The following is a 22202-nucleotide window of genomic DNA, read 5'->3' as shown; positions in this document are numbered from 1 at the left end:
CCAACTCGCCCATCTCCGCACCGTTGTGCTGCTGATCTAACTCTCTCCGATTACAGGCACTGACTTCGCGTGCATCAAGCGCGCAGTCATCTATCGCCGTGTATGGGGGGGGAAATGATCGCAACAAAAATACGACGGTTTATCATCTTGATTCTGACGCTTTCGCTGTCCGCCTGCTACAAGCAGCCGGTTTCCTATCTCGATGGCGGGCCATCCACCTTGGCGGATGGAAGCCGCCTAAACGCCGAGACGGACGTCTCAGCGGTCACGCCAGCCGATAAGACTGTCGTTCGCTACGCGAACGCATCGCGCTATCCGGACTCGCAGGCAACTTATACTGGCACGGTCACGCTGAGCGATGCGGTTCGGCGCGCTCTCCGTTACAGCCCGGCCTTGGAGGCTGCGTCGATCGAGGTTGATGCCAAGCGCGCGGAAACTGTTCAGGCGGGCCTTAGACCAAACCCTGTCATCACGGGAGATGTACAGAATGTCGGACAGGATGTTCAGGAATCTACTTTGGAGCTCTCTCAGGTCATTCTTCTTGGCGGAAAGCGGCTAAAGCGTATCAGGGCCGCCGAGCTCGATGTCGGGGTCGCGGAATGGGATTACGAAGCTGTGCGTCTGCGGACAGCGAGCAACACTGCGGAGGACTTTGTCGACGTTCTGGGAAGCCAACGACGGATTCAGATCCTTGGCGAGCTCGAGGGCGTGGCCAGACAGCTCAAGAAAGCGGTGAACGAACGGGTGGATGCCGGAACGATAAGTGCGGTTGACCTAAAGAGAACCGAGATCGAAGTCATTCGTGCGCAGTCCCAGCTAAGTCAAGAAAAATCGCTCCTTGGCGTTCTACGCCGCCGGCTCGCGAACAACTGGGGTGCGCGCAGCGCAGACTTTGAGTACGTCAAGGGTGACTTGGCGACGGGCACTCGTCTGCCGTCGGCAGACCAACTCAGCGCTTTTTTGTCTTCGAATCCTGACGTTGCACGCTGGACGACCGAGATGATGCAGCGGGAGGCCGTTCTTAGGTTAGAGAAGTCCAAACGGATACCCGACCTGACTGTCGGCGCTGGCGCGCGGAACGTAAGGGACGCTGACGAAACGGGAGCCCTAGTTGGCCTCTCGATTCCGCTACCGGTATTTGATCGCAATCAGGGCAATATCGCTGCCGCACAAACCCGCGTTTTCAAGGCGCGACGCGAGACAATGGCCGCAAGAATCGATGTGAATTCCCAGATGCTGGAGGCCTACGGCGACCTTGTGGTTGCCTCCCGAAAGCTTGAGGCCCTGCAGAAACAGATCCTGCCTACCGCTCAAGAAGTCTACGCAGACACGAACAAGGGCTATGCCGCCGGAGAGTTCGATCTCTTGAGCGTTTTGGATTCTCAGCGAACCCTGTTTGCGACACGCCTGGAGATCGTGAATGCGCAGGCGGACTTCCAAAAGGCAAAGGTGAGAATCGAAGCTTTGATTGGACGCAGCCTCTATGACTTCTGAGAAGAATGGGAATCAACGACGCCCGCTGAACCGGCTGCTCATTGGGACGGCAATTCTTGTCGTCTTGATGGTTATGGCCGCCGTTGCTGTTTGGCTTCCATACTCGAGAGCAACGATTAATTCCCTCGTGACCACCGGTGTCGAGCGTGCAGAGACCAGCATCAACGGTGCTGGAACGGGCCCCGACCGATCGGATCCGCCCCATGCTGAGAATAGTGACGAACAATCAAAAACCGAGACCGAGAAAGACCAAGTTGCAGCAATCGGTGGCCCGGCGGACGACGGCGAATCATCGTCAGGGCAGCACGAGTCTGAAGGGGAAGGGGCGCCGGACCTCGGTGTCGAAAATCTCAAGCGCCTCGGTATCAAAGTCGCTGTCGCTGACGACAGCCCAATGGTGATGGATATCGAGCGTCCCGCAGAAGTGAAATTCGACAACGATCGGGTGGTTCACGTCGTGCCCCGCGTTGCTGGCGTGGTTAGCAGTGTGTCGGTGTCAGAAGGTGAGGTTGTCGAGGAGGACGAGGTCCTCGCGGTCGTTCATAGTCGAGAGCTCGCGGAAATGAAATCAGCGTATCTCGCTGATCTGGAGCGGCGAGACTTGGCATGGGAGAATTTCGACCGAGCGAAGCGGCTTTGGGAGAAAAAGATCTCTTCCGAGAAGGACTATCTGGCACAGAAGACCGCATTGGCTGAGGCGGACATTGCTTTGACCGCCTCGCAGCAGAAGCTTCGCGCGCTTGGTCTATCACAAAGCTACCTCGACAAGCTTAAGGATGGCGCGGTTGAAGACCTTGCGAAATATGAGATACGCGCGCCGATTACCGGAACTGTCATTAAGAAGCACATCAGCCTCGGTGAGGCTGTGTCCGTCGACAGTGACGCATTTATGGTAGCCGACACGTCGACCGTCTGGGTGGACATAACAGTCTATCCCGAGGACCTACGAGAGGTTGGCGCCGGACAAATTGTCCAAATTCAACTTGACGAGAACGACGTCGTTGAAGGGCAGATAGCCTTCGTCACGGCCGATGTACAAGAGGAGACGCGCACCGCCGTCGCGCGGGTCATCAGGGACAATGCAGGAGGCCGATTGAAGCCAGGCATGTTCGTCAAGGCGTGGATTGAACTGAGCCAAGAGACCGGCGGCGTTCGCGTTCCCAAGACTGCAGTGCAAAACTTCAACAACAACACCGTGGTCTTTGTCCAGGAGGGGGAAAGCTTCGAGCCGAGACCCGTCAAGCCTGGCCGCGAAAACTCGAAATACGTCCAAGTTCTATCGGGGCTTACTAAAGGAGAGAGCTACGTTGAAGAGGGGGCGTTCACGCTGAAAGCACTCATCCAGAAGGCACAAATGGGCGAAGGCCACGGTCACTGAGGATGCCATGCTGAACAGGCTCGTCGAGATTTCACTTCAGTACAAATTCCTCGTGATCATTGCGTTTCTTGTCGTGGGCTTTCTCGGCTGGCGGGCGGTGACCAACGTGCCAATCGATGCCTTTCCTGACGTGACGCCAGTCCAGGTGAACATCTACACAGAATCGCCGGGCCTTGCAGCCGAGGACGTAGAGCAACTCCTCACATTTCCCGTTGAATCGGCCATGGCTGGTCTGCCCAACGTCGACGAAATCCGCTCGGTAAGCTTATTTGGCCTATCTTACGTAGCCGTCTATTTCGCGGACGACGTAGACATTTATTTCGCGCGTCGCCTTGTAATGGAGAGGTTGGCTGAAGTGGGCGACCGGATCCCTGAAGGGTATGGCACGCCGGAAATGGGACCGAACGCTTCTGGCCTCGGTCAAGTCTATTGGTACACGCTGGAACGTACCGATGAGAAACTTGCCGAGGACATTTCCGACATGGATTTGCGCACCCTTCAAGATTGGTCAGTTCGATTGATCTTGAGAACCGCTCCCGGCGTCGATGACGTGATGTCCTGGGGCGGTCAGGAGCGGCAATATCAGGTCCAGATCGATCCCCTTAAGCTCATCAAATACAAGCTCGGCTATAGAGATATCATCGAGGCGATTGAGGCGAACAATCGGCAGGTTGGCGGCCAGTACATCGATCAAGGGCCAGAGCAGTTCCTAGTGCGAGGGCTGGGTCTCGTCGCGAATGAGAACAACATCGGCGATATCGTTCTGAAAGTTCACGATGGATCTGCTGTATACCTCCGCGACGTGGCCAAAATCACTCAGGCTCCCGCCTTGCGTTTCGGCGCCGTGACCCGCGACGGTAAAGAGGTGGTTCTTGGAATGTCTTTGGCGCGTATTGGAGAAAACGCCAAAGACGTAGTCGATGCAGTGAAGGGCAAGCTCTCCGTAGCGGAGCAGGCTCTGCCAGAAGGCATCGTTCTGAAGCCCATATATGACCGTACAGAGTTGGTGGAAAAAGCCGTAGGCACCGCGGAACGCGCCCTGATTGAAGGGTCGATCCTCGTTGCCATTGTGCTTTTTTTGTTTCTCGGCGAGTTGCGGTCGGCTTTCGTCGTTATCGCCGCGCTGCCGCTCGCAATGCTTATCGCGTTTATTTTTATGGAGCAGGCAGGACTCTCCGCCAATCTCATGTCTCTAGCCGGCCTCGCCATCGGTATCGGCATGATGGTCGACGGCGCCGTCGTGATGGTCGAAAACTCGTTCCGCATCATGGCGGAACGGAAGTCAGCCGGCGAGGAGGTGAACCGAACGGCAGCGGTTCTCACCGCCGCACGCGAAGTTGCTAACCCAATTGCATTCGCCATTCTGATTATTATCGTTGTCTTTCTGCCTCTCTTTAGCTTGCAAGGCCTGGAAGGCAAGCTGTTTAAGCCGATGGCTTTCAATATCAGCTTCGCCATGGCGGGCTCGCTTCTTCTGACGCTTACAATTATTCCCGTCTTGGCGGCGATCATTCTCAAACCCAAGGAGGAGCGCGACACCCTTATCGTTCGCTGGATCAAGCGGGGGTATCTGCCCCTTCTCGCGTGGTCATTGGCCAACAAGGGAAAAGTGGTTGTTGCTGCTGGGCTACTGCTGGTGCTCAGCCTGGCGCTCTTCCCCCTTTTAGGCAAAGAATTTATGCCGCAGCTACAGGAGGGCTCAATCATGTGGCGGGTGACCTCCATCCCTTCAACGTCTCTCGACGAATCGATCGAGATCTCGAAAAGAATCGAAGCTGCGCTAGCTGAATTCCCTGAGGTCGAAACGACGATCGCGATGATTGGACGGGCCGAGAAGGGTGAGACAGCCGACGTCAACTATATGGAAGTCTATACGGCGCTGAGGCCGCAAGACGAATGGCCATCCCGTCTGTCAATTGAAGATCTCGCCACTGCCATGCGTAAGACGCTGGAAGAAACAGTTCCGACGGCGGTGATCGCCTTTACGCAGCCAATCCAGATGCGTGTTGAAGAGCTGATTTCAGGTGTGCGGGCGACGCTCGCTGCCAAACTCTACGGCCAAGATCTCGCCGAACTTGACCGGTTGAGCCAAGATATCAAAGGGGTTATCGCTGGAGTGCCGGGCGTAGCGGATCTGTCACTTGAGGCAAACCTGGGCAAGCCCCAAATTCGCATTCAGGTCGACCGCGAAGAACTCGCACGTTATGGATTGAATGCAGATGACGTGTTGACGATCGTGCGCACTGGTATCGGCAACCAGCCGGTGTCCACTCTAATAGAAGGGGTGAAGCGCTTCGACATCACTGCACGGCTCCAGGACACATCGAAGCAGTCAGTCGAAGCAATCAAGAATATCCCCTTACGTACGCCTGACGGCGCTATCGTTCTGCTGTCACGGGTGGCCGACGTGTCTGTAGCCGAAGGCTATTCCTTCATCCGCCGGGAACAGCTTCAGCGTTATGCAGTCATCCAAATGGATGTTCGCGGGCGCGACGTGGACAGTTTTGTGCAGGATGCCAATAAAGCGATCGAGCAGAAGGTCAATTTACCTCCTGGATATTGGATCGAATGGGGCGGTGCATTCGAGAACCAGCAGCGCGCCCTTGCGCGCCTCTCCATCATCGTCCCGCTGACGATCTTCTTTATCTTCGTTCTGCTTCAAACCGCCTTCAATTCCGTTCGTCAGGCAGTGCTGATCATTGCCAACGTACCGTTTGCGACAATTGGTGGGCTCATTTTTCTATGGGTCTCGGGTCAATACTTGTCCGTACCGTCCGCGATTGGATTTATCGCCGTTTTCGGCGTGGCTATGCTTAACGGTATCGTGCTCACCTCATTCATCAATGAGTTGCGCGAAAAAGGATTTAAGATCTCAGATGCCGTGCGGCGCGGTGCCGAGCTTAGGCTTCGTCCGGTACTAATGACGGCAAGCGTCGCGATTCTCGGTCTTATACCGATGCTCTTGTCGTCGGGTGTAGGTGCTGAAACGCAGCGACCGCTCGCGACTGTCGTGGTTGGCGGCTTGATCACCTCGACCCTCCTCACACTCGTTCTGCTCCCCGTAATCTACGAGTGGGTTGAAATCAGAGTCGAAGAGCGCCGCAGCTCAGCCGAGCAAAGGCTTAGAGCGCATGAAGCCTAGGATGAAGGAGATTAAGGCGTTCCTGCACCGCAGCCGAGTCGCGGACATCGTACATGCCCTAAGAGCGGCTGAATTCCGAAACATCTCCCTAGTCGACGTCAAACCCGCATGCGGACCAAACCCCCGAATACAAGTGCGGTGGCTAGAAAAATCCCGGTAATTTTGGTACCGGAGAGGCCGCTAGGAGTGACTGCAGTTGTTCGCCCTGAGGGGAGGCGGGTAGGCCGCCCTGTTGTCGACGTGGCGCGCAGCTGGCCCAAGTCGATCTCCTGGTTTCTTTGCGTACGCAAGGCCGCACTAGCGACGTCGACGGAGCTATTCAAAAGTTGCGGAACCTCAACGTGCCGCAAGAGCGGATCGACGAGGTGATCAAGACCAAGGAGAATCTGAGAACGCTCGACTGGCCGGCGTCCGCCTCGGGTCACGTGATCGAAAAGAACGTGATCAAGGGCCAGTTTGTGGAGAAGGGCGATGAGTTGTTCCGCATCGCCGACAACTCTCATGTTTGGGTGATCGCCGAGGTCGCCGAGGCCGACATCGCCGATATCACGGTCGGCACGCCCCTCACGGTGACACTCCGTGCGTTTCCCAGCGACCCGCACGAAGGCAAGGTGACCTTCATCTATCCCCACATGCGAACGATGGAGACGCGAACCGTCTCGGTCCGCATCGAGCTGCCGAATCCCGACGGGTCGATGAAGCCCGGCATGTATGCCGACGTGGTGCTCCGTCCCAACGCCAATGCTCCCGACGTCATGGCGGGTGCCTGCCAACGCCGTCATCGACAGCGGCACGCGCAAGATCGTTCTCGTCGCCAAGGGTAAAGACCGGTTCGAGCCGCGCGAGGTCAGCATTGGGCGCATCGGCAGCGGCTTTATAGAAGTGATCGACAGCTTGGAGGAAGGCGAGGAGGTCGTGACCTCCGCCACCTTCCTCATCGACGCCGAAAGCAAGCTTAAAGCGGAATTGAAGGCGGTTAACGACGCGGCAACGCTGCAATGATTTTTGAAGAAGCGGAATTGGGTCTACTAGTCAAATAGCTTCGGCGAAGCTCGCGAGCCGACCCGAGCGATAAACGCCTTGCTCCAAAGAAGATGGCACGCCTCATTGTAGCAGAAGGTCAGGTGGTCGCTTCGACACTACGCAGCTCGCCCACCGCCTGCCGGAGGATTTGAACCGCGGAGCTGACGAATACGCCTGCCATCAATGCCGCAACAAATAGATCCGGCCACTTTGTGCCCGTGATCCAAACACCCAGCGCCGCGACCATCACCGCCACGTTGCCAATGGCATCATTGCGCGAGCAGAGCCAAACCGACCTGACGTTGGCGTCGCCATCCTTGTAGGGAATGAGGAGGAGAACGCTCGTGGCATTAGCGGCAAGTGCTAGAAAGCCGACGAGACCCATTACTTCTGCCTGGGGAGTGCCGATTACCAGGACATGGTACGCCGTTGCACCAAGGACCCACACTCCCATAAGCGTGAGACTTACGCCTTTGACGAACGCGGCCCAGGCGCGAATCCGCAGAGCGGAGCCGATCACCGCGAGGGTCATGCCGTAGGTCAGCGTGTCGCCCAGGAAGTCGAGCGCATCAGCCTGGAGCGCTCGCGAACCTGCCAACGCACCTGCACCCATCTCTACAAAGAACATAACGGCGTTGATGCCGATGACCGCCCAGAGACGACGCTTATAGGCAGGATCAAGACCCTCGAAACGTACCTCATTTCCGCAGCAACTTGCACTCATGCCCGCAACATAGTGAAGCGGGCGCCACAAACCAAGGTCGTGAGCGGCGGTGTGGCCGTTCTGGATAGGCACCGGCCTGGTTGTTAAGGATGTCTGCTCTGGGTCAAAAGCAGTCAGCGGCGAGCTGCTTCGTAACGTCCATTACCCAGCGGTTGTGAAAATTCATTAAGAGGCGAGGGCGATCCCTGTTGCTGAGGGAACGTTCCCTGTTCGCAGCCAATATTTCCCTGTTCTGCTTAGTAGGGAATTCCACCCGCAATCGCTTGTATAGGCTGGTGCCCTCGTCGCCTGACGACTTGAATCCGACTAGATTCCCTGTATTTTCCCGGGTATCAGGGAATTTGACGGCAGAGACGCGTTCGCTGCAGCCTCCCAGCACAGCCACCTAGTCGCGGGCTCTTCGGCTCTCTCCAGACACTCACCAAACAGCGCCGAAGAAGCGCGGAATTGCGCCACTCCTCGGCGGCGGTTCTGCCTGAAGAGCGCAGAGAGACATAAGTCTCGGTGCTAGAAGGGGCACTTCCCGCGCTTTTTCTCTACAGGCCGATTTCGGGGGTCACACTTTGCGAGGACCTGATGGTCTCACCGTCAGCCTAGCATCATGATGTGTGTCGAACTTCGAATCCGATGCTCTCAGCCACCAAGTCGCGGGCTCTTCGGCTCTCTCCAGACACTCACCAAACAGCGCCGAAGAAGCGCGGAATTGCGCCACTAGTCGGCGGCGGTTCTGCGGAAAGGGTGTAGGGAGACGCAAGCCTTTGCGCGAGCAGGGGTGTTTCTCGCGCTTTTTCTCAACTGGCCACTCTTGGGGTCACACTTGGCGGGACAGTTCGTAAACTACGCAATCTGCTCGTCGACCAAGGCCATTTGCTCCATCTTCTGCGTGCTGTTCAACCTCACACCTGCTGACGCGTCCGCCGAGCATGATCACGGTAACCACGTCACTCGCGTATATTTCCTGACTGCAATCTTACGTATACATTAGCCGCTCGGGAGGGGTATCAGTTGTTCTGGTTGCTCGTCATCGGCGGTGTGGTCTTGTGGCTTGTCTATCGTGGTTCCAAAGGCCCGAAAGCAAGGCTTGGCGCCGCGCACCAAAGAGTCCTCGCCGGCCACGATGCGTCCTCGTCATTAGAGACATCGTGGGGAGCGTCGCCTCAGGCCGGGCGCGTCTCGCGAAGGACGTCGGCTCCGGCCCGCTGGGTCTCCGTTGGACAGACTGCCAATGTTGCAGGCTTCACGATTACTTCTGGAATGTTCTACCTCGGCGGACTACTCCCGGACCAATTCGAAGGGAACTGCGGAAACTGTGTCGTAGACCCGGCCTGCAAGGTCGCTTCGTCGGGAGAGGACCGACTGGGAAGTTCGATGTCCTACTGGCCTTCCTATCAGAGGATGACGCCGGTCGCGCGGAGAACCTATCTTGGCTGGCTGGCGGCCGGGCGTGACGATCCATCCATCGGCATCGGATATGTCTTTCTGTTCTTCTATGGCATCGAACGCCGCTTGCTTGTGGATGGAGCGCATTCGGAAGCGCCGGACCTAATTCGCGAAGTCCGTCGACTCCTCGAGATCTACGGCACGAACAATTCGTTCAAAGGCTACGCGACGAGGTTTCTCGATGCAGCCCGGCTCGTCTCCTCTGCGGACATAGAGCGGCCGCAACTGTCGCCAGATCTTCGTTCCGGCTACGAGATGCCCATGCAAGTCCGTGCGTATCTCGGCCGCAAGCTCGCAGCCCGTGAAAGCCTTGATCATGGCGAAGCGCTTTTGTGGTTGCTGTCGCTTCCGGACACGAATCTGCGGACGCCGGCACGGCGTTGCTTCACCAAATTGCTAGCCCTCTGGCGGCATCGGTTTGCCGAACGGTATCCGAATGGTTTGAAGGTCAGGCCGCCCAAGTCACGGCTGAAACTGGATTATCGCGCGGCGAGTGGCGGCTTCGGTTCCCAGACAGAGATATGTGACGAATCAGGGCCGCTTCCCGACATCGCAGCAATCTCGGCACCTCTCGACAGTCTGCGGGACATCCTGAATGCCTGCAGTGATGAACTCGCCGCCTATAGCAGGCTGCTCGGAAGATCGCCTGAGGCGCGGGGAACCATGGAAGCAGCCCTCCTGCTTCCAACAGAGCTGTTCTCGTCGACATTGGGCACGGCTGTTGCCCAAAGACTGGAACAACTCTTCGCCGGTCGTGACGCGGTGAGTTTGAAGGTCTCGGATCTGGCATCTGCGCTGTCCTTGAAGATTGAAGCAACTGGGAACGTTCCCGCTGGACTTTGCAACAAGATTGGCGCGCTGCTCGACAGGCTCGACATAGCATTCGAGCCAGACCGCCGGTACGGTTCCAGGAACATGCAGGGCGACGGCCGCATGCTGCTGTTCAAAGCGAGGAACGGAGCCAGCATCGATGGCGATGCCCCTGATTTTGTCGCTGCTCGAACCATGATCGACATCTCCAGTCTAGCTGTTGCCGCCGACGGTCGGGTTGCGCCTGAAGAGTTCGAGTCGATCGTGGGCGAGGTACGAGCGCTAAGCAGCATTGGTGAGATCGAAAAGGTCCGGCTCACGGCATACGCAAGCACGTTCCTCGAGGACATGCCTGCTCAGCAGGCCGCGATCCAGAAGTTGAAGGCGCTATCGCCGGCTGCAAGACAAGCTGCAGTCGATTCGGCAACCGCTGCGGTCTTGGCGGACGGCCATGCCAGCCCAGCGGAAGTCAAATTCCTGGAACGGGTCTACAAGACTCTCGGGTTCCCTAAGGAGAACCTCTACGCGGCCCTGCACCGGGGAGCAATCGCGCTGGACGAGCCCGTTCCCGTGTCCGGTGAACATCGGACCCCAGGTGTCCCGATTCCCGGCGATCCGCGGGATTTGCGAACCGCTTCCACTGGGGTCCAGATCGATCTTGCTCGCCTTGAGCGCATTAGGTCCGAAACCTTGGCCGTCTCCAAACTGCTGACGGGCATCTTCGTAGAAGAAGAGTTCGCGCCACCGCCACCACCGGCCGAAACGTCCACACCGACCGCCGCTTCACGCTTCTCAGGGCTCGATGCTGCCCACGCTGCCCTTTTGGAGCACCTCCTCTCCGCTCCTGGTTTGGCGCGGGAACGTTTCGACGATCTGGCGCGGAACCTGAGACTGCTACCGGACGGTGCCATCGAACTGATCAACGATTGGGGCTTCGATCTCTTCGGAGAACCAATCATTGACGACGACGTAGAGCTTTCAATCGCGCACCACATCGAGATCGAACTGAAGGGCATGGAGGCCACTATATGACTGGAACATCACGGATTCGGCCTCGCGAGCGTGACGTAATCCTGCAGGCTCTTGCCGCCGGTGTGGTTCCGCGGGTTGGACTTCAACATGTCCAGGTCGGCCGCGCCGCCGAGGTAGAGGCCTTGGTGCGCGACGTCGAGCGCGTTGTCGCCGGCGGGGCAACGATTAGGTTCGTGATCGGCGAATACGGTGCAGGGAAGACCTTCTTCCTAAATCTTGTTCGACTGATCGCGCTGGAGCGGAAGTGCATTACGCTACATGCTGACCTCGCTCCTGACCGGCGTCTGCACGCCTCCGCCGGGCAGGCACGCGGCCTATATGCGGAAGCCGTTAGAAACATGGCCACGCGCACGAGACCCAATGGCGGTGCGTTGCCAAGCGTCGTCGAGCGTTTCGTGACGGACTGTGTCAACGAGGCGAGCAACAATGCGAGACCTGTCGAGAGGGTCGTTGACGATAGGCTCGCGCATCTACAAGAGTACATTGGCGGCTATGACTATGCGACAGTTCTCAAGGCATATTGGCGCGGCAGCGAAGAGGGCGACGAGAACCTGAAGGACGCCGCCCTTCGTTGGCTTCGGGGTGAATACTCAACCAAGACGGAGGCGCGACAAGCACTCGGCGTGCGCAACATTATCGGTGACAACGATGTCTACGACGCATTGAAGTTGCTTGCCGCCTTCGTGAGGTTGGCGGGCTATGCCGGCCTCTTCATCGTCTTCGACGAGATGGTCAATCTTTACAAGCTTCAAAGCAGTCAAGCACGCAACCAGAACTTCGAACAAATCCTTCGGATCCTGAATGACGTCTTGCAGGGCAATGTCGGGGGAATTGGATTCGCTTTCGGCGGCACGCCCGAGTTTCTTATGGACACCCGGCGGGGCCTCTATAGCTATGCGGCGCTGCAATCGCGTCTCGCGGAGAACAGCTTCGCAAGAGATGGACTCGTCGACCTTTCCGGACCCATCGTGAGGCTGCAGAACCTCACGCCGGAGGACTTGCTGATCCTTCTTGCCAAGATCCGCGCCATTTTTGCCCTGGGAGACCCTTCAAACTATCTCGTGCCGGATGACGCGCTGCCGATGTTCATGCAGCACTGCAATCGGCATGTCGGGGAGGCCTATTTCCGGACGCCGCGCAACACAATCAAGGCCTTCGTCCAGTTCTTGGCGGTTCTCGAACAAAATCCAGAAACCAAGTGGCAGAACCTGATCGGTGACATGGAAGTCGCGCTCGATGCCGAGGCCGCAATGGACCTCGAATTGGGAGACGAAGGCGGCGGTAGCAATGACGACCTCTCCTCTATCCGACTCTGAGTCGGCCTCGAGCTTCGATAGGCTCCATGCAGAGATTCGCCGCTGGATCTGGGAGCAGCAGTGGGCGGAGCTTCGCGATGTCCAAAACCGAACCATTTCAGCGGTGCTTGACGAGAATGCGGACATTCTCATTGCGGCTTCGACCGCGGCAGGAAAGACGGAAGCCGCCTTCCTGCCGATCCTGACGCAGGTCGCCGATCGCATGGAGCGGGGTTTCTCGGTCCTTTACGTGAGCCCCCTCAAGGCTCTCATCAACGATCAGTTTCGGCGTCTCGATCAACTTTGTGAGCGCCTTGGAGTGGAGGTGGTGCGTTGGCACGGCGATGCCCCGCAGGCTGCAAAGCAACGGGCCCGCAGGAACCCCAGAGGGCTAATTCTGATCACGCCTGAATCGATTGAGGCCATGTTAATCCGGCGGCCGAACGACGCGAAGGCCATGTTGGGGTCTTTGTCGTACATCGTTGTCGATGAGCTGCATGCATTCCTCAATGGCCCACGGGGACTACATTTATCCAGCTTGCTTCGGCGCATCGATGCGTTGTCAAGCAATCGCGCGCGGCGGCTCGGTCTGTCGGCAACAATTGGTGACCTCGAACGGGCCGCGGCCTGGCTCAATCCGAACGACCCAAGTCTAGTGTCTATAGTGGAGGCAGCCGGCGATTCCCCGGAGCTACGTCTCCAGATCAGGGCATACACGGACCCGGCGGACGCTGACGATGTGGATGGTATCGAAGATGAGGCAAAGCCTGTCGCCCTTGATCGGATTGCGGATCATCTTTTTGCGACGCTTCGCGGCTCAAACAATCTTGCCTTTGCGGGTTCAAGGCGCCGGGTCGAGGCGGTAGCTGACCGTCTGCGCACTCGATCAGATTTAGCTCATGTTCCCAATGAGTTCTTTCCGCATCATGGCAGCCTGTCGAAGGAGCTGCGTGAGGAGCTGGAACTTCGGTTGAAGCAAGGAGAACTTCCAACCACGGCCGTGGCCACAACGACGCTCGAACTCGGCATCGATATCGGTTCCGTCACCTCGATCGCCCAGGTGGGTGCGCCGCGTTCCATGTCGTCACTTCGTCAGCGACTCGGGAGGAGCGGCCGCAGAAGCGGTGTGCCGGCCATCTTGCGCATCTATGCGAGGGAACAGCTCTTGTCGAAGGATGCAGACCCGATAGATCGCCTAAGGTTGGATGTCGTGCGCTCAGTTGCCGCGGTCCGGTTGCTCGTCGAGAGATTTGTAGAAGCACCGTGCGCCGACGCGGCCGTCGCTACGGTTGTGCTCCACCAGACATTGTCATTGATAACGCAGTTGGGAGGATCCCGCGCGGAGGCCCTCTACGATGCGATCTGTGGCATAGGGCCGATGTCCGTTATGACAAAGCGGGACTACGCGGAGCTGTTGCGCGGCATGGCTTCGCCTGAGCACCGACTGTTGGAACAGGCCCCGGACGGCACGATCATGCTTGGCGAGACTGGCGAGCGGCTTGTGGCATCGCGGGACTTTTACGCCATTTTTTCAACCGACCAGGAGTGGCGGCTCGTGTTCGGTGCCCGTTCCCTGGGGACGATCCCAATCTCCAATGCGGTTGGCATTGGTGTGATCGTAACGTTCGCGGGGCAGCGCTGGAGAATTGTCGATGTGGACGATCGGAGCAAGGTGCTTGAGGTCCAGCGTCACCGCGCGGGCCGGATACCGAGGTTTGAGAGCCTGTTCATCGAGCCAGTCCATGACCGATTGTCGGCCACCATGCGTACCGTATTGGCTTCGCACGATCTTCCCCCCTATCTCGATAAGGATGCGACGGCGCTGCTTGGGGAAGGGCGTGGTGCGTACGCCGAACTGAAGCTCGCTTCAAAGAGCCTGATTGCAAGCGGCAGGGACACGCACGTGCTCACTTGGCGCGGCACCGAGATGAACAGTGTTCTGGGGGTTGCCTTTCTCGCCGCAGGGCTGGACTGCTCGATCTTGGACGTTGGCGTAACAGTGGTGGATACCCATCCGGAGATCGTGTGCGAGATATTGCGCCAGCTTGCGGCGAAGCCGCCGGACATCTCGGATATTGTAGAGTTTGTGGAAAATCTTCAAACGGAGAAGTTTGACGAGATGGTGCCAGAGCCCGTCCTCCGGCGAATGTGGGTGGAGGGGCATAGGCGGGCTGCGGACGGGCTCGCCGAACTAGCGGCAGGTTTGGCCGGTTCCGGCGCGGCGAGAGGGCCCCAGTCGTGAGAGTTCTTCACACTGCCGATCTGCATCTCGGCCGCCAGTTCAACGGCATCTCGCTGGAAGAGGATCACGCTGTGGTTCTCGATCAGATCATTGGCACGATAGTGGAATGTGAGGTGGACGTCCTTGTGATCGCTGGCGATATTTTTGATCGCGCCGCGCCGCGCCGCCTGCGACGGCGGTCCGTCAGTTCAATGCATTCCTGTCGCGAGTAGCCTCGGAGACCAGGGCTGCGGTCGCCATGATTGCCGGCAACCACGATTCTGGCGATCGCATCGCGTCGATGTCTATCATGACGGACACACGTAGAGCGCTTATCCGCGGGGATGTGAGTGCGGACGAGAGGCCATTGGTCCTGGCTGATAAGTACGGCCCCGTCGCCTTTTCTGGTCTTCCATTCGCATATGAGTACACAGCCCGGGAGTGTTTCGCCGATGAAACGCTGCAATCCCCGGAGGACGTTCTTGCCGCCCAGGTTGCCGCTGCTCGCCGCAATGTCCCGGAAGGGGCTCGTTGGGTAATCATCGGCCACGCTTTTGTCTCCGGTGCGCAGAGCAGCGATAGCGAGAGGCCACTCGTCCGAGTAGGTGGAATTGAGACGGTCGGGCCGGAGATCTTCGACGGCGCACACTATGTCGCCCTGGGGCATCTGCATCGTCCCCAATTGGTGGGCGTGCCGCACATCTGTTATTCCGGATCGCCTCTCGCCTTCGGCTTCGATGAGGCGGGCACTGCCAAGTCCATGAGTCTAGTCGAAATCGATGGGGCCGGCGCCGTCGATGTCAAGACGATTCCATTCGAGCCGCTTCGGGGTATCCGGACCCTCAGAGGGAAGCATGCTGAGCTTGTAGCCGCGGAACCCTCTACGGATTTTATCAAGGCCGTCCTTACGGACGACGTGCCGGTGATTGACGGGATGAAGCGCCTGCGCGCGGTCTTTCCAAACGCGTGCGATTTGACTTACGAGCGCGACCAACGCGCCCCTGAGGTGAAGTCGCTCGATGGACGGCAGACGAAAATGGCCAATCCATTAGACGTCATGGGAGACTTCTTGGAACTAGTGAGGGGAGAGCGCTTCAATGAGGATGAATTGAAGGTCATTGCGACTGCGCTCCATGACGTGCGGACAGGAGAGGACGTCGAATGAGACCGGTGAGGCTGACCTTGCAGGCGTTCGGCCCATACCCGGGCAAGGAAGTCATCGACTTCCGCGACGCGGTCGAGGCTGGGCTGTTTGGTATCTACGGTCAAACCGGTTCGGGGAAATCCACGGTCTTCAGCGCAATGACATTCGCGCTATTTGGAGAGCCGGCGAAGCCCGAGCAGGAGACGCCGTCGTTAAGGTCCGATCACGCCGACGCGGATATGCAGACAGAGGTCGAGCTTGTGTTCGACATGGGCGGCCATCGCTATGTCGTTGCGCGTCGCCCGGAGCAAATGCGCCCGAAGCAACGTGGAGTTGGCGAGACGCGGCATCCCCACGAGGCATTCCTGTTTGACGCGACAGGAATTGCGGTTGACGAGATCGGAGGTGAGAGCCGCGGCAAGATCTTGGCTGAGAAGAAGGTTCGCGATGTTGATAAGGCGATCATCGAAATGCTGGGCTATGGGCCCGAGCAGTTCCGCCAGATCGTACTTCTGCCGCAGGGGAAGTTCGAGGCGTTTCTCGCGGCGAAGACGAAGGAACGGCTCGCAATCCTGCGGGACCTATTCGATGTTTCTGCCTATCGAGCCCTGTCGGCCAAGCTGAAGTCGGATGCAGACACTGCCGAGCGCCACGTTCAGGACCAGCGCAGAGTCTGCAGCGGCCGTCTTGGTGCGGAGGGCTTCGAGAGCCTCGATGCGCTGAACGATGGAATCGATGCCGCCGGCGTGCACTGCTCTGAGACTGCAAAAGTGGAAGAAGGCGCAAGGGCCGGTCTCCTCGCGGCTCAGACTGCGCTGGGAGCAGCCGAGAAGCTGGAGGAGCAATTCAAGAGCCTCGATCTGGCACGCGAGACGCTCGCTGTTCTTGAAGCGGGCCAAGAGGCAATGGATGCGCTTGCCAAACGAATTGTCCAGGCCGAACGCGCCAGGACCCTGCTCGATGTGGAAAGCAACGTGAGCGAGGCGGATGCCGACGCCAAGAATGCGCGGCATGCACGGAACGAATCCCAGCGTCTCGCGGAGATGGCGTCTGCGAAGGCCAAGGAGGCTGTGACCGCGCTTGAGGTCGAAACACAGCGTGCGGGCGAAATGGACGAAATGCGCCAGAATCTCGAGGCGTTGGACCGTCACAAGGAGGTGCTCGAAAAGTCCACGGGACTGGTGGAGGCGGTTGATCGAGCGCGCGAGGCCAAGCGCCAGGCTGGTGAGAGTCTCGAAAGCGCTGAAAGAAGACTGGCGGGCCTCGATAAGCAGCATCAGACGAATGTCGATGCCATCAAAGCGGCGCGCCAAGCAGAGGTCCATCTCCGGGACTCTGTGGCGCGGCTTGAGGGCCTGAAGCGATTGCTCTCCGCGGCTACGAACTTCGAAAAAGCGGAAGTCAGCGTGCAAGTGGCTCATGACGAGCTTCAAGTGCTGACATCGACGCATGCAAATGCCGCCCGAGCCGCGCATGAGGCCAAGTCCGAGTACGCGGAGGCGGAACGGGCACTCTCCGAGGCCCAGGCGCTGCACTTGGCCGCCAAGCTCGAGCCTGGAGAGCCCTGTCCTGTTTGCGGCTCGATTGAACATCCGGCACCGGCTACCGGAGCCGCCGAGCATGCCGGGTTGGATCAAGCGTTTCGGGACACGAAAGCTGCATTCGAGTTGGCGGACGCAGCAGTTCACGAAGCGTTTGCAAGTCTCGAAGCGGGACGGGTGATCCTTGCGGAGCGGCAAGGCATACTCGCGGCGTTTGATCCTCCCCGTGAAAGTGCCGCGGTGCTCACGGAGCAGATTGAGACGGAACAGCTTTTACTAGAAGATGCCGGCCCCCCACGCGACATCGCTGCAATGGAAGCCGACGGTGAGCGACTTGCCGAACAGATTCGAGAGGCCACGCAAGTACGCGAGGAATGCCGCGATACACTCGGCAAGCTCCAAGCGAGCGCTGCCGCGGAGCAAGCGCGCCTCGATCAGATGCTATCGGCGGTTCCACAAGATTTGCGGGACCCGGCAGCTCTCGCCGCTACCAGGCAGAAGGTCGCCGGAGGCCTAGCAGAGCGGCAAGCTGCGCGAGACGCTGCAGAGGCCATGGCGAGGGAAACGCGCGATGCCGATCTTTCCACCGCGAAGGATTTGCAGGCAGCTGCAGGCAAGCTCACGGAATCTCAAGCGCGCCACCGCAAGGCAGAAGAAGCATTCGCAGCGCGCCTTGCACAAGCCGGTGTGACAGAGGACGAGTTCCGGGCCCTCAAGCCCGCTATTGCGACGGTCGAAGAGGATCGCACAACGGTGAATGAGCATCTTCGGAAGCTTGAGAATGCGAATGAGGAGATGCACAAGACCTCGGAGGCAATTCAGGATCGAGAGCGTCCTGATCTATCGGTACTGCAAGCGGCGAAGCTGGATGCCGATCAGAAGCTGACCGAAGCCGTGGACTTGCGTTCCGGGGCGCAGCAACGATTGGCCCACCTCTCAAAGCTCAAAGGCGATTTGGAGGAGACCCTGCGCGAGCTCGACGCGTTGGAAGCCTCCTCGGGTCCCCTTCGAGCCCTCGCCGCGCTTGCGAACGGCGAGAACCCGCAACGGCTCGACCTTGAAACGTTTGCCATCGGCGCGATGTTCGACCGGGTTTTGGAGGCGGCTAATCTGCGGCTCGGTCCCATGACGGGAGACCGCTACAGGTTGATGCGGAATGAGGAAAGTGCTGGCCGCGGGCGGCGCGGCCTTGAGATCGAAGTTTTCGATATCTTCACGGGCAAGGCGCGCCCAACCAGCACGTTGTCGGGCGGAGAGACGTTTATCGCCGCTCTCGCTCTCGCGCTCGGGCTCGCCGACGTCGTCGAAAGTGCGAGCGGGAAGGTCCGGCTGGATACAATTTTCATTGATGAGGGCTTCGGCAGTCTAGACACCGAGAACGGTTCAGGCACGCTCGATCAGGTCCTGCAAGTGCTTGCCAAGCTCGTCAGTCAGAACCGCGCGGTGGGCCTCATCTCGCATGTCTCCCTTGTGCAGGAAGCCATTCCAAATGGCTTCTATGTTTGGAAGGAAGTCACGGGAAGCCACGTAGAGGCCAGGGGGGTGAATTGAGAAGGTGCCCGTGAGATGGCGCGGCACTGCTGATCCGTAGCAGGTCGCATTATGACTAGGCCAGAGCTAGCCTTGCCAAATCTGGGTTGCGACGTGACGTGCTCCTACACCATTGCCGGTGCGGCCAGCTGTCGTGCAAAGATCAAGCGAGCAATTACTCTCTTGGCCGCCTCAGTAGGATTACGGGGCGCGAACATTGGGTTTAGAACCTAGGTGGACAACAACGGCAATTGGTCCATCCAAAAAAGTGGAATGCTGGCGGTTGATCTGATGAGCCGCTTTGCTGTCAGCTCCGCCGGCTGCCGCCCCTCCAGTAGTGCCGTGGTCATTTCTGGCGCCAGAAAAGCCAAACAGATGATGCGGGTCACATAGGTCCGATCGAGGCGTTCAGCGCATGCGACAGCGCCGATCCCGTCCGCCTCGCCTCGAACGATCTGGCCAAACCATTCATGTGCCCGCGCGAGTGCCCTGACCAAGTTGGCATCAGGCACAGAATTGGCGTGCCCTTGATCTGAGACAACCAACTTGGCCTCGACGCCCCGCCGCCGAAGCCTCACCTGAACCTCAAGCGTGATCGTGCCACGGCATTTCGCTAGTGACGCGTGGGCGATTTCCTGATCGAGCAACCGCGCCGTTAGCATGTTCCGTGCAATTTCAATCGTCACCGTGTCCTGCGCCACCACGATGCGTCGCACGAGATTGGCAATGACTTCTGCTTTTCCTGAAGGAGCGCCAGCCTCACACGCATAAGTCAGTTTCGATGCGCGCGCGAGCACAGCAGTAACCACGTCCGGCGACTTCTTCATTGAAGCCAAGGCATCAAGCACCGCGACGCGGTCTTTCAGAAATGCGGAGAGTTGGTCGAGCACAAGCTTCTCGATCTCATGCGCGGGAAGGCGCCAGCCTTTTGATACGAGCCCGGTCTCGTTTTCCTCATTCGCGGCGCTAGCCTTCTTGGCGGCCGCGGCCCGAGGTGCCAGGAGCGACCGCTCGACATAGTACCGGTACCGCCGCCCGTGGTTGACCGCATGGGAGGGCGTGAACGGCACGCCTTCTGCCGTGAATAGGAGACCTGCGAGCAGGCTCGGGTGCTTCGAACTGGTCCGACCGCGCTTTCGACCGGCGTTGGCAGCGAGGAGAGCCTGAACTTTGTCCCAGGTCTCAGCATCGACGATTGCGTCGTGTTCTCCGTCGTAGCTGGTTTGGCGATGCGGAATGCGGCCGAGATAGATCGGGCTCGAGAGGATGCGATACAGATGCCCGCGGCTGAAGTCAGTGCCCCCTAGCCGGCGTCCATCGGCTAGGGTGCGGACCTTGGTCCTGAGGTTGAGACGGTGGGTCTTCTCTTGGAGCTTTCGGACGCTACCCAGCTCGAGGTAGAGCGCAAACAGATGCCTGACTGTCTTGGCCTCATCGGCATTGATCTTGAGCTTCCGATCGATGGCGTCGTAGCCGAGCGGCACGGCGCCACCCATCCACATGCCCTTCTTCTTGGAGGCCGCAATCTTGTCGCGGATACGTTCGCTCGTGACCTCGCGCTCGAACTGGGCGAAGGAGAGCAAAACGTTGAGGGTGAGCCGACCCATGGATGTCGTGGTGTTGAAGGCCTGCGTCACCGAGACGAATGACACGCCCTTGGCGTCGAAGGCCTCTACAATCTTCGCGAAGTCGAACAGAGATCGTGTCAGGCGGTCGATCTTATAGACGACGACGGTATCCACTTTACCTGCAGCGATATCTGCAAGAAGGCGCTTGAGCGCGGGGCGGCCCATGGTCCCGCCGGAATACCCGCCATCGTCATAGTGGGCGGAAAGAGCATGCCACCCTTCATGGCGCTGGCTGGCAATGTAGGACTCGCAAGCCTCCCGTTGAGCATGGAGTGAGTTGAACTCCTGCTCGAGCCCCTCATCGGAGGACTTGCGGGTGTAGATGGCGCAACGGATGCGCTTGGACCGCTTGTTGATCTCACCCATCTGCAGGCGTCTCCGTGCTGCGGCGCTTGAGCCCAAAGAAGGCCCAGCCGTTCCAGTTGGTGCCGGTGATCGCACGAGCGACAGCGGTGAGGCTTGGATAGGTTCGGCCACGCCAGGCAAAGCCCTTCTCGAGAACGAGCACTTCGTGCGTCTCGCCGTGCCATTCACGAAAGAGCTTCGTGCCTTTGCTCAAGCGGCGCGGCTGCGGTCGTGACGGTTTGCCTTTCGCCTGGCCGGCCTTCTTGAGGAGCCGCAGCGTCTCGGCATCGAGTCCTCCATAGACTTCCGCCTGGATCCCGTAGGCTACCGCGCGGACGAGGAAGGCGCGGCTTGCATGGCGCGGCACTGTGGGACTCCACAGGCGACGCCATTCAGCTTCGAGTTCAGCCCTCGGGGAGCGCGGCAGGGCGCGAACCCGAGTGGCGAGATCCGCCTCGACCTGAGCCGTTACCGGCCCGCGCCGTTTTCGGCGCGACCGAGCGTATGTGTTTCCCGACATGGTTCTAAGCCTTATGGGATTCCGCCGTGGCCATCCGATAGCGCCGCACGCCCTTCTTGCCGACCTCGGAGACGAGCGGCAGCTTGAGCTTCTTCTTGACGACTCCTGAGAAGAAACCGCGCACTGAATGCGGCTGCCAGCCAGTCTCGGCGACGATGTCATCGATGGTGGCGCCCGACTTCCGGCGTAGCATTGTGATCACGAGAGCCTGTTTGCTTTGTGGAGACGCAGAGCGCTTCTTGGGCGCTGCCGATGGCGCCTTCTTCACGTTGCGACGCGGGCATGCGGCCTCTGCTTTGCCTTTGTCAGGGGCGACCGCCGTTGCGCGTTGGTCCTTCTCGGTCTCATCAATTCCGAGTGCCACAAGCCCAGCTGTCGTGAGGAAAAGGCCGTAGGCACTGCTGTCTTCGTCGCGTCGCCATTCAAGGGCGCCGTCGGCAATACGGCGCTCTTCGATCAGACCTCGTTTGAGCAGGGTCGTGATGGCTTTGGCGCGTGCGGGGCCTTGCAGGCTCAGGCCTTGGGGAAGGGGCAACAGCGCATGATCGCTGCGTTGGGCCGCGGCGCTCAAGATCACGAGCTGCGTGTCGTTGAGCTTTGGAGTTTGTGTTTTGGGTTTGGGCATGGGTTGCCTCCATCATGGCGCACCGGCCCGATGCCGGCGCTTCCACTGCCCACAGCCCAGCCCGCAGGCCGGGGGAGGACAATAACGGAGGCGAGGTGCTCGCTGCCTGCATGCACGCTCTCTTTAGAAGGGAAGTCCAGCAAAATCCGGCACTGACGTCCGTAGAGTGAGACCCCTTGACTTGAACGAGGGCAACATCATTCTAGTTGGCAGGCCGAATCGGTACGAATGGGCGGAGCCCAGTCGGCAGTGGAAGCAATGTTTCACTGCACTCCGAGCCGGTCTTTGGCTGGGTGGGCAGAGCCTGCCA

15 protein-coding genes are annotated in these 22202 nt (G+C 59.0%); 11 read left to right on the top strand and 4 right to left on the bottom strand.

All coding sequences use genetic code 11. The features are described from left to right. Window positions 1-114 precede the first annotated feature (114 nt). The 5 genes from DCY11_RS04055 (at window position 115) to DCY11_RS04035 (ending at window position 7016) form a co-directional block, all read left to right on the top strand. Window positions 115-1494 (top strand): TolC family protein, encoded by a 1380-nt coding sequence (locus DCY11_RS04055; RefSeq protein WP_159079783.1) that lies wholly within the window; start codon window positions 115-117, stop codon window positions 1492-1494. Next, a complete protein-coding gene (locus DCY11_RS04050) occupies window positions 1484-2872 on the top strand; it encodes an efflux RND transporter periplasmic adaptor subunit (RefSeq protein WP_052464175.1) in 1389 nt (462 codons plus the stop codon). The genes DCY11_RS04055 and DCY11_RS04050 overlap by 11 nt, the downstream gene beginning before the upstream one ends. 7 nt (window positions 2873-2879) lie before the next feature. Beyond that, window positions 2880-6014 (top strand): efflux RND transporter permease subunit, encoded by a 3135-nt coding sequence (locus DCY11_RS04045; protein ID WP_045365656.1) that lies wholly within the window; start codon window positions 2880-2882, stop codon window positions 6012-6014. A 278-nt stretch (window positions 6015-6292) separates the two neighbouring features. Continuing rightward, entirely contained in the window at window positions 6293-6838 is a 546-nt protein-coding gene (locus tag DCY11_RS04040) for an efflux RND transporter periplasmic adaptor subunit (protein WP_159079782.1), read from the top strand. Next, window positions 6777-7016 (top strand): hypothetical protein, encoded by a 240-nt coding sequence (locus DCY11_RS04035; RefSeq protein ID WP_052464177.1) that lies wholly within the window; start codon window positions 6777-6779, stop codon window positions 7014-7016. Before DCY11_RS04040 ends, DCY11_RS04035 begins: the two co-directional genes overlap by 62 nt. Window positions 7017-7134: 118 nt before the next feature. Here DCY11_RS04035 and DCY11_RS04030 read toward each other — a convergent pair whose 3' ends face one another. Continuing rightward, window positions 7135-7761: a cation transporter gene (locus tag DCY11_RS04030; protein WP_045369599.1), complete on the bottom strand. Its 627-nt coding sequence runs from the start codon at window positions 7759-7761 to the stop codon at window positions 7135-7137. Window positions 7762-8793: 1032 nt separating this feature from the next. Between DCY11_RS04030 and DCY11_RS04025 the strand changes: the two genes are divergently transcribed. The 6 genes from DCY11_RS04025 to DCY11_RS04005 are packed head-to-tail and all read left to right on the top strand — an operon-like array spanning window position 8794 to window position 18795. Beyond that, window positions 8794-11043, top strand: coding sequence for a TerB N-terminal domain-containing protein (locus DCY11_RS04025; RefSeq protein ID WP_256385635.1), 2250 nt, complete (start codon window positions 8794-8796; stop codon window positions 11041-11043). Further along, window positions 11040-12359: an ATP-binding protein gene (locus tag DCY11_RS04020; RefSeq protein ID WP_108681341.1), complete on the top strand. Its 1320-nt coding sequence runs from the start codon at window positions 11040-11042 to the stop codon at window positions 12357-12359. The genes DCY11_RS04025 and DCY11_RS04020 overlap by 4 nt, the downstream gene beginning before the upstream one ends. Then, entirely contained in the window at window positions 12331-14580 is a 2250-nt protein-coding gene (locus DCY11_RS04015; protein WP_108681340.1) for a DEAD/DEAH box helicase, read from the top strand. Before DCY11_RS04020 ends, DCY11_RS04015 begins: the two co-directional genes overlap by 29 nt. Then, the gene (locus tag DCY11_RS15835) at window positions 14577-14792 is read left to right on the top strand and encodes a metallophosphoesterase (RefSeq protein ID WP_245409439.1); all 216 of its coding nucleotides are present in this window, start codon (window positions 14577-14579) and stop codon (window positions 14790-14792) included. Before DCY11_RS04015 ends, DCY11_RS15835 begins: the two co-directional genes overlap by 4 nt. A 26-nt stretch (window positions 14793-14818) precedes the next feature. Next, window positions 14819-15724: an exonuclease SbcCD subunit D C-terminal domain-containing protein gene (locus tag DCY11_RS04010; protein WP_245409438.1), complete on the top strand. Its 906-nt coding sequence runs from the start codon at window positions 14819-14821 to the stop codon at window positions 15722-15724. Then, the gene (locus DCY11_RS04005; RefSeq protein WP_108681339.1) at window positions 15721-18795 is read left to right on the top strand and encodes an AAA family ATPase; all 3075 of its coding nucleotides are present in this window, start codon (window positions 15721-15723) and stop codon (window positions 18793-18795) included. The genes DCY11_RS04010 and DCY11_RS04005 overlap by 4 nt, the downstream gene beginning before the upstream one ends. Before the next feature lie 209 nt (window positions 18796-19004). Here the strand turns inward: DCY11_RS04005 and DCY11_RS04000 are convergent, their stop codons facing one another. The 3 genes from DCY11_RS04000 to DCY11_RS03990 are packed head-to-tail and all read right to left on the bottom strand — an operon-like array spanning window position 19005 to window position 21892. After that, window positions 19005-20768: a recombinase family protein gene (locus DCY11_RS04000; protein ID WP_108681338.1), complete on the bottom strand. Its 1764-nt coding sequence runs from the start codon at window positions 20766-20768 to the stop codon at window positions 19005-19007. Next, entirely contained in the window at window positions 20761-21267 is a 507-nt protein-coding gene (locus DCY11_RS03995) for a DUF2924 domain-containing protein (protein WP_108681337.1), read from the bottom strand. Before DCY11_RS03995 ends, DCY11_RS04000 begins: the two co-directional genes overlap by 8 nt. Window positions 21268-21271: 4 nt before the next feature. Beyond that, on the bottom strand, window positions 21272-21892 hold the full coding sequence (locus DCY11_RS03990; protein WP_045365350.1) for a DUF3489 domain-containing protein: 621 nt from the start codon (window positions 21890-21892) through the stop codon (window positions 21272-21274). Window positions 21893-22202: the final 310 nt, after the last annotated feature.

The sequence above is a fragment of the Methyloceanibacter sp. wino2 genome, assembly GCF_003071365.1.
GTDB lineage: Bacteria > Pseudomonadota > Alphaproteobacteria > Rhizobiales > Methyloligellaceae > Methyloceanibacter.
Note: the sequence above shows the minus strand (reverse complement) of the source record. Positions and strands in the feature narration are given on the sequence as shown.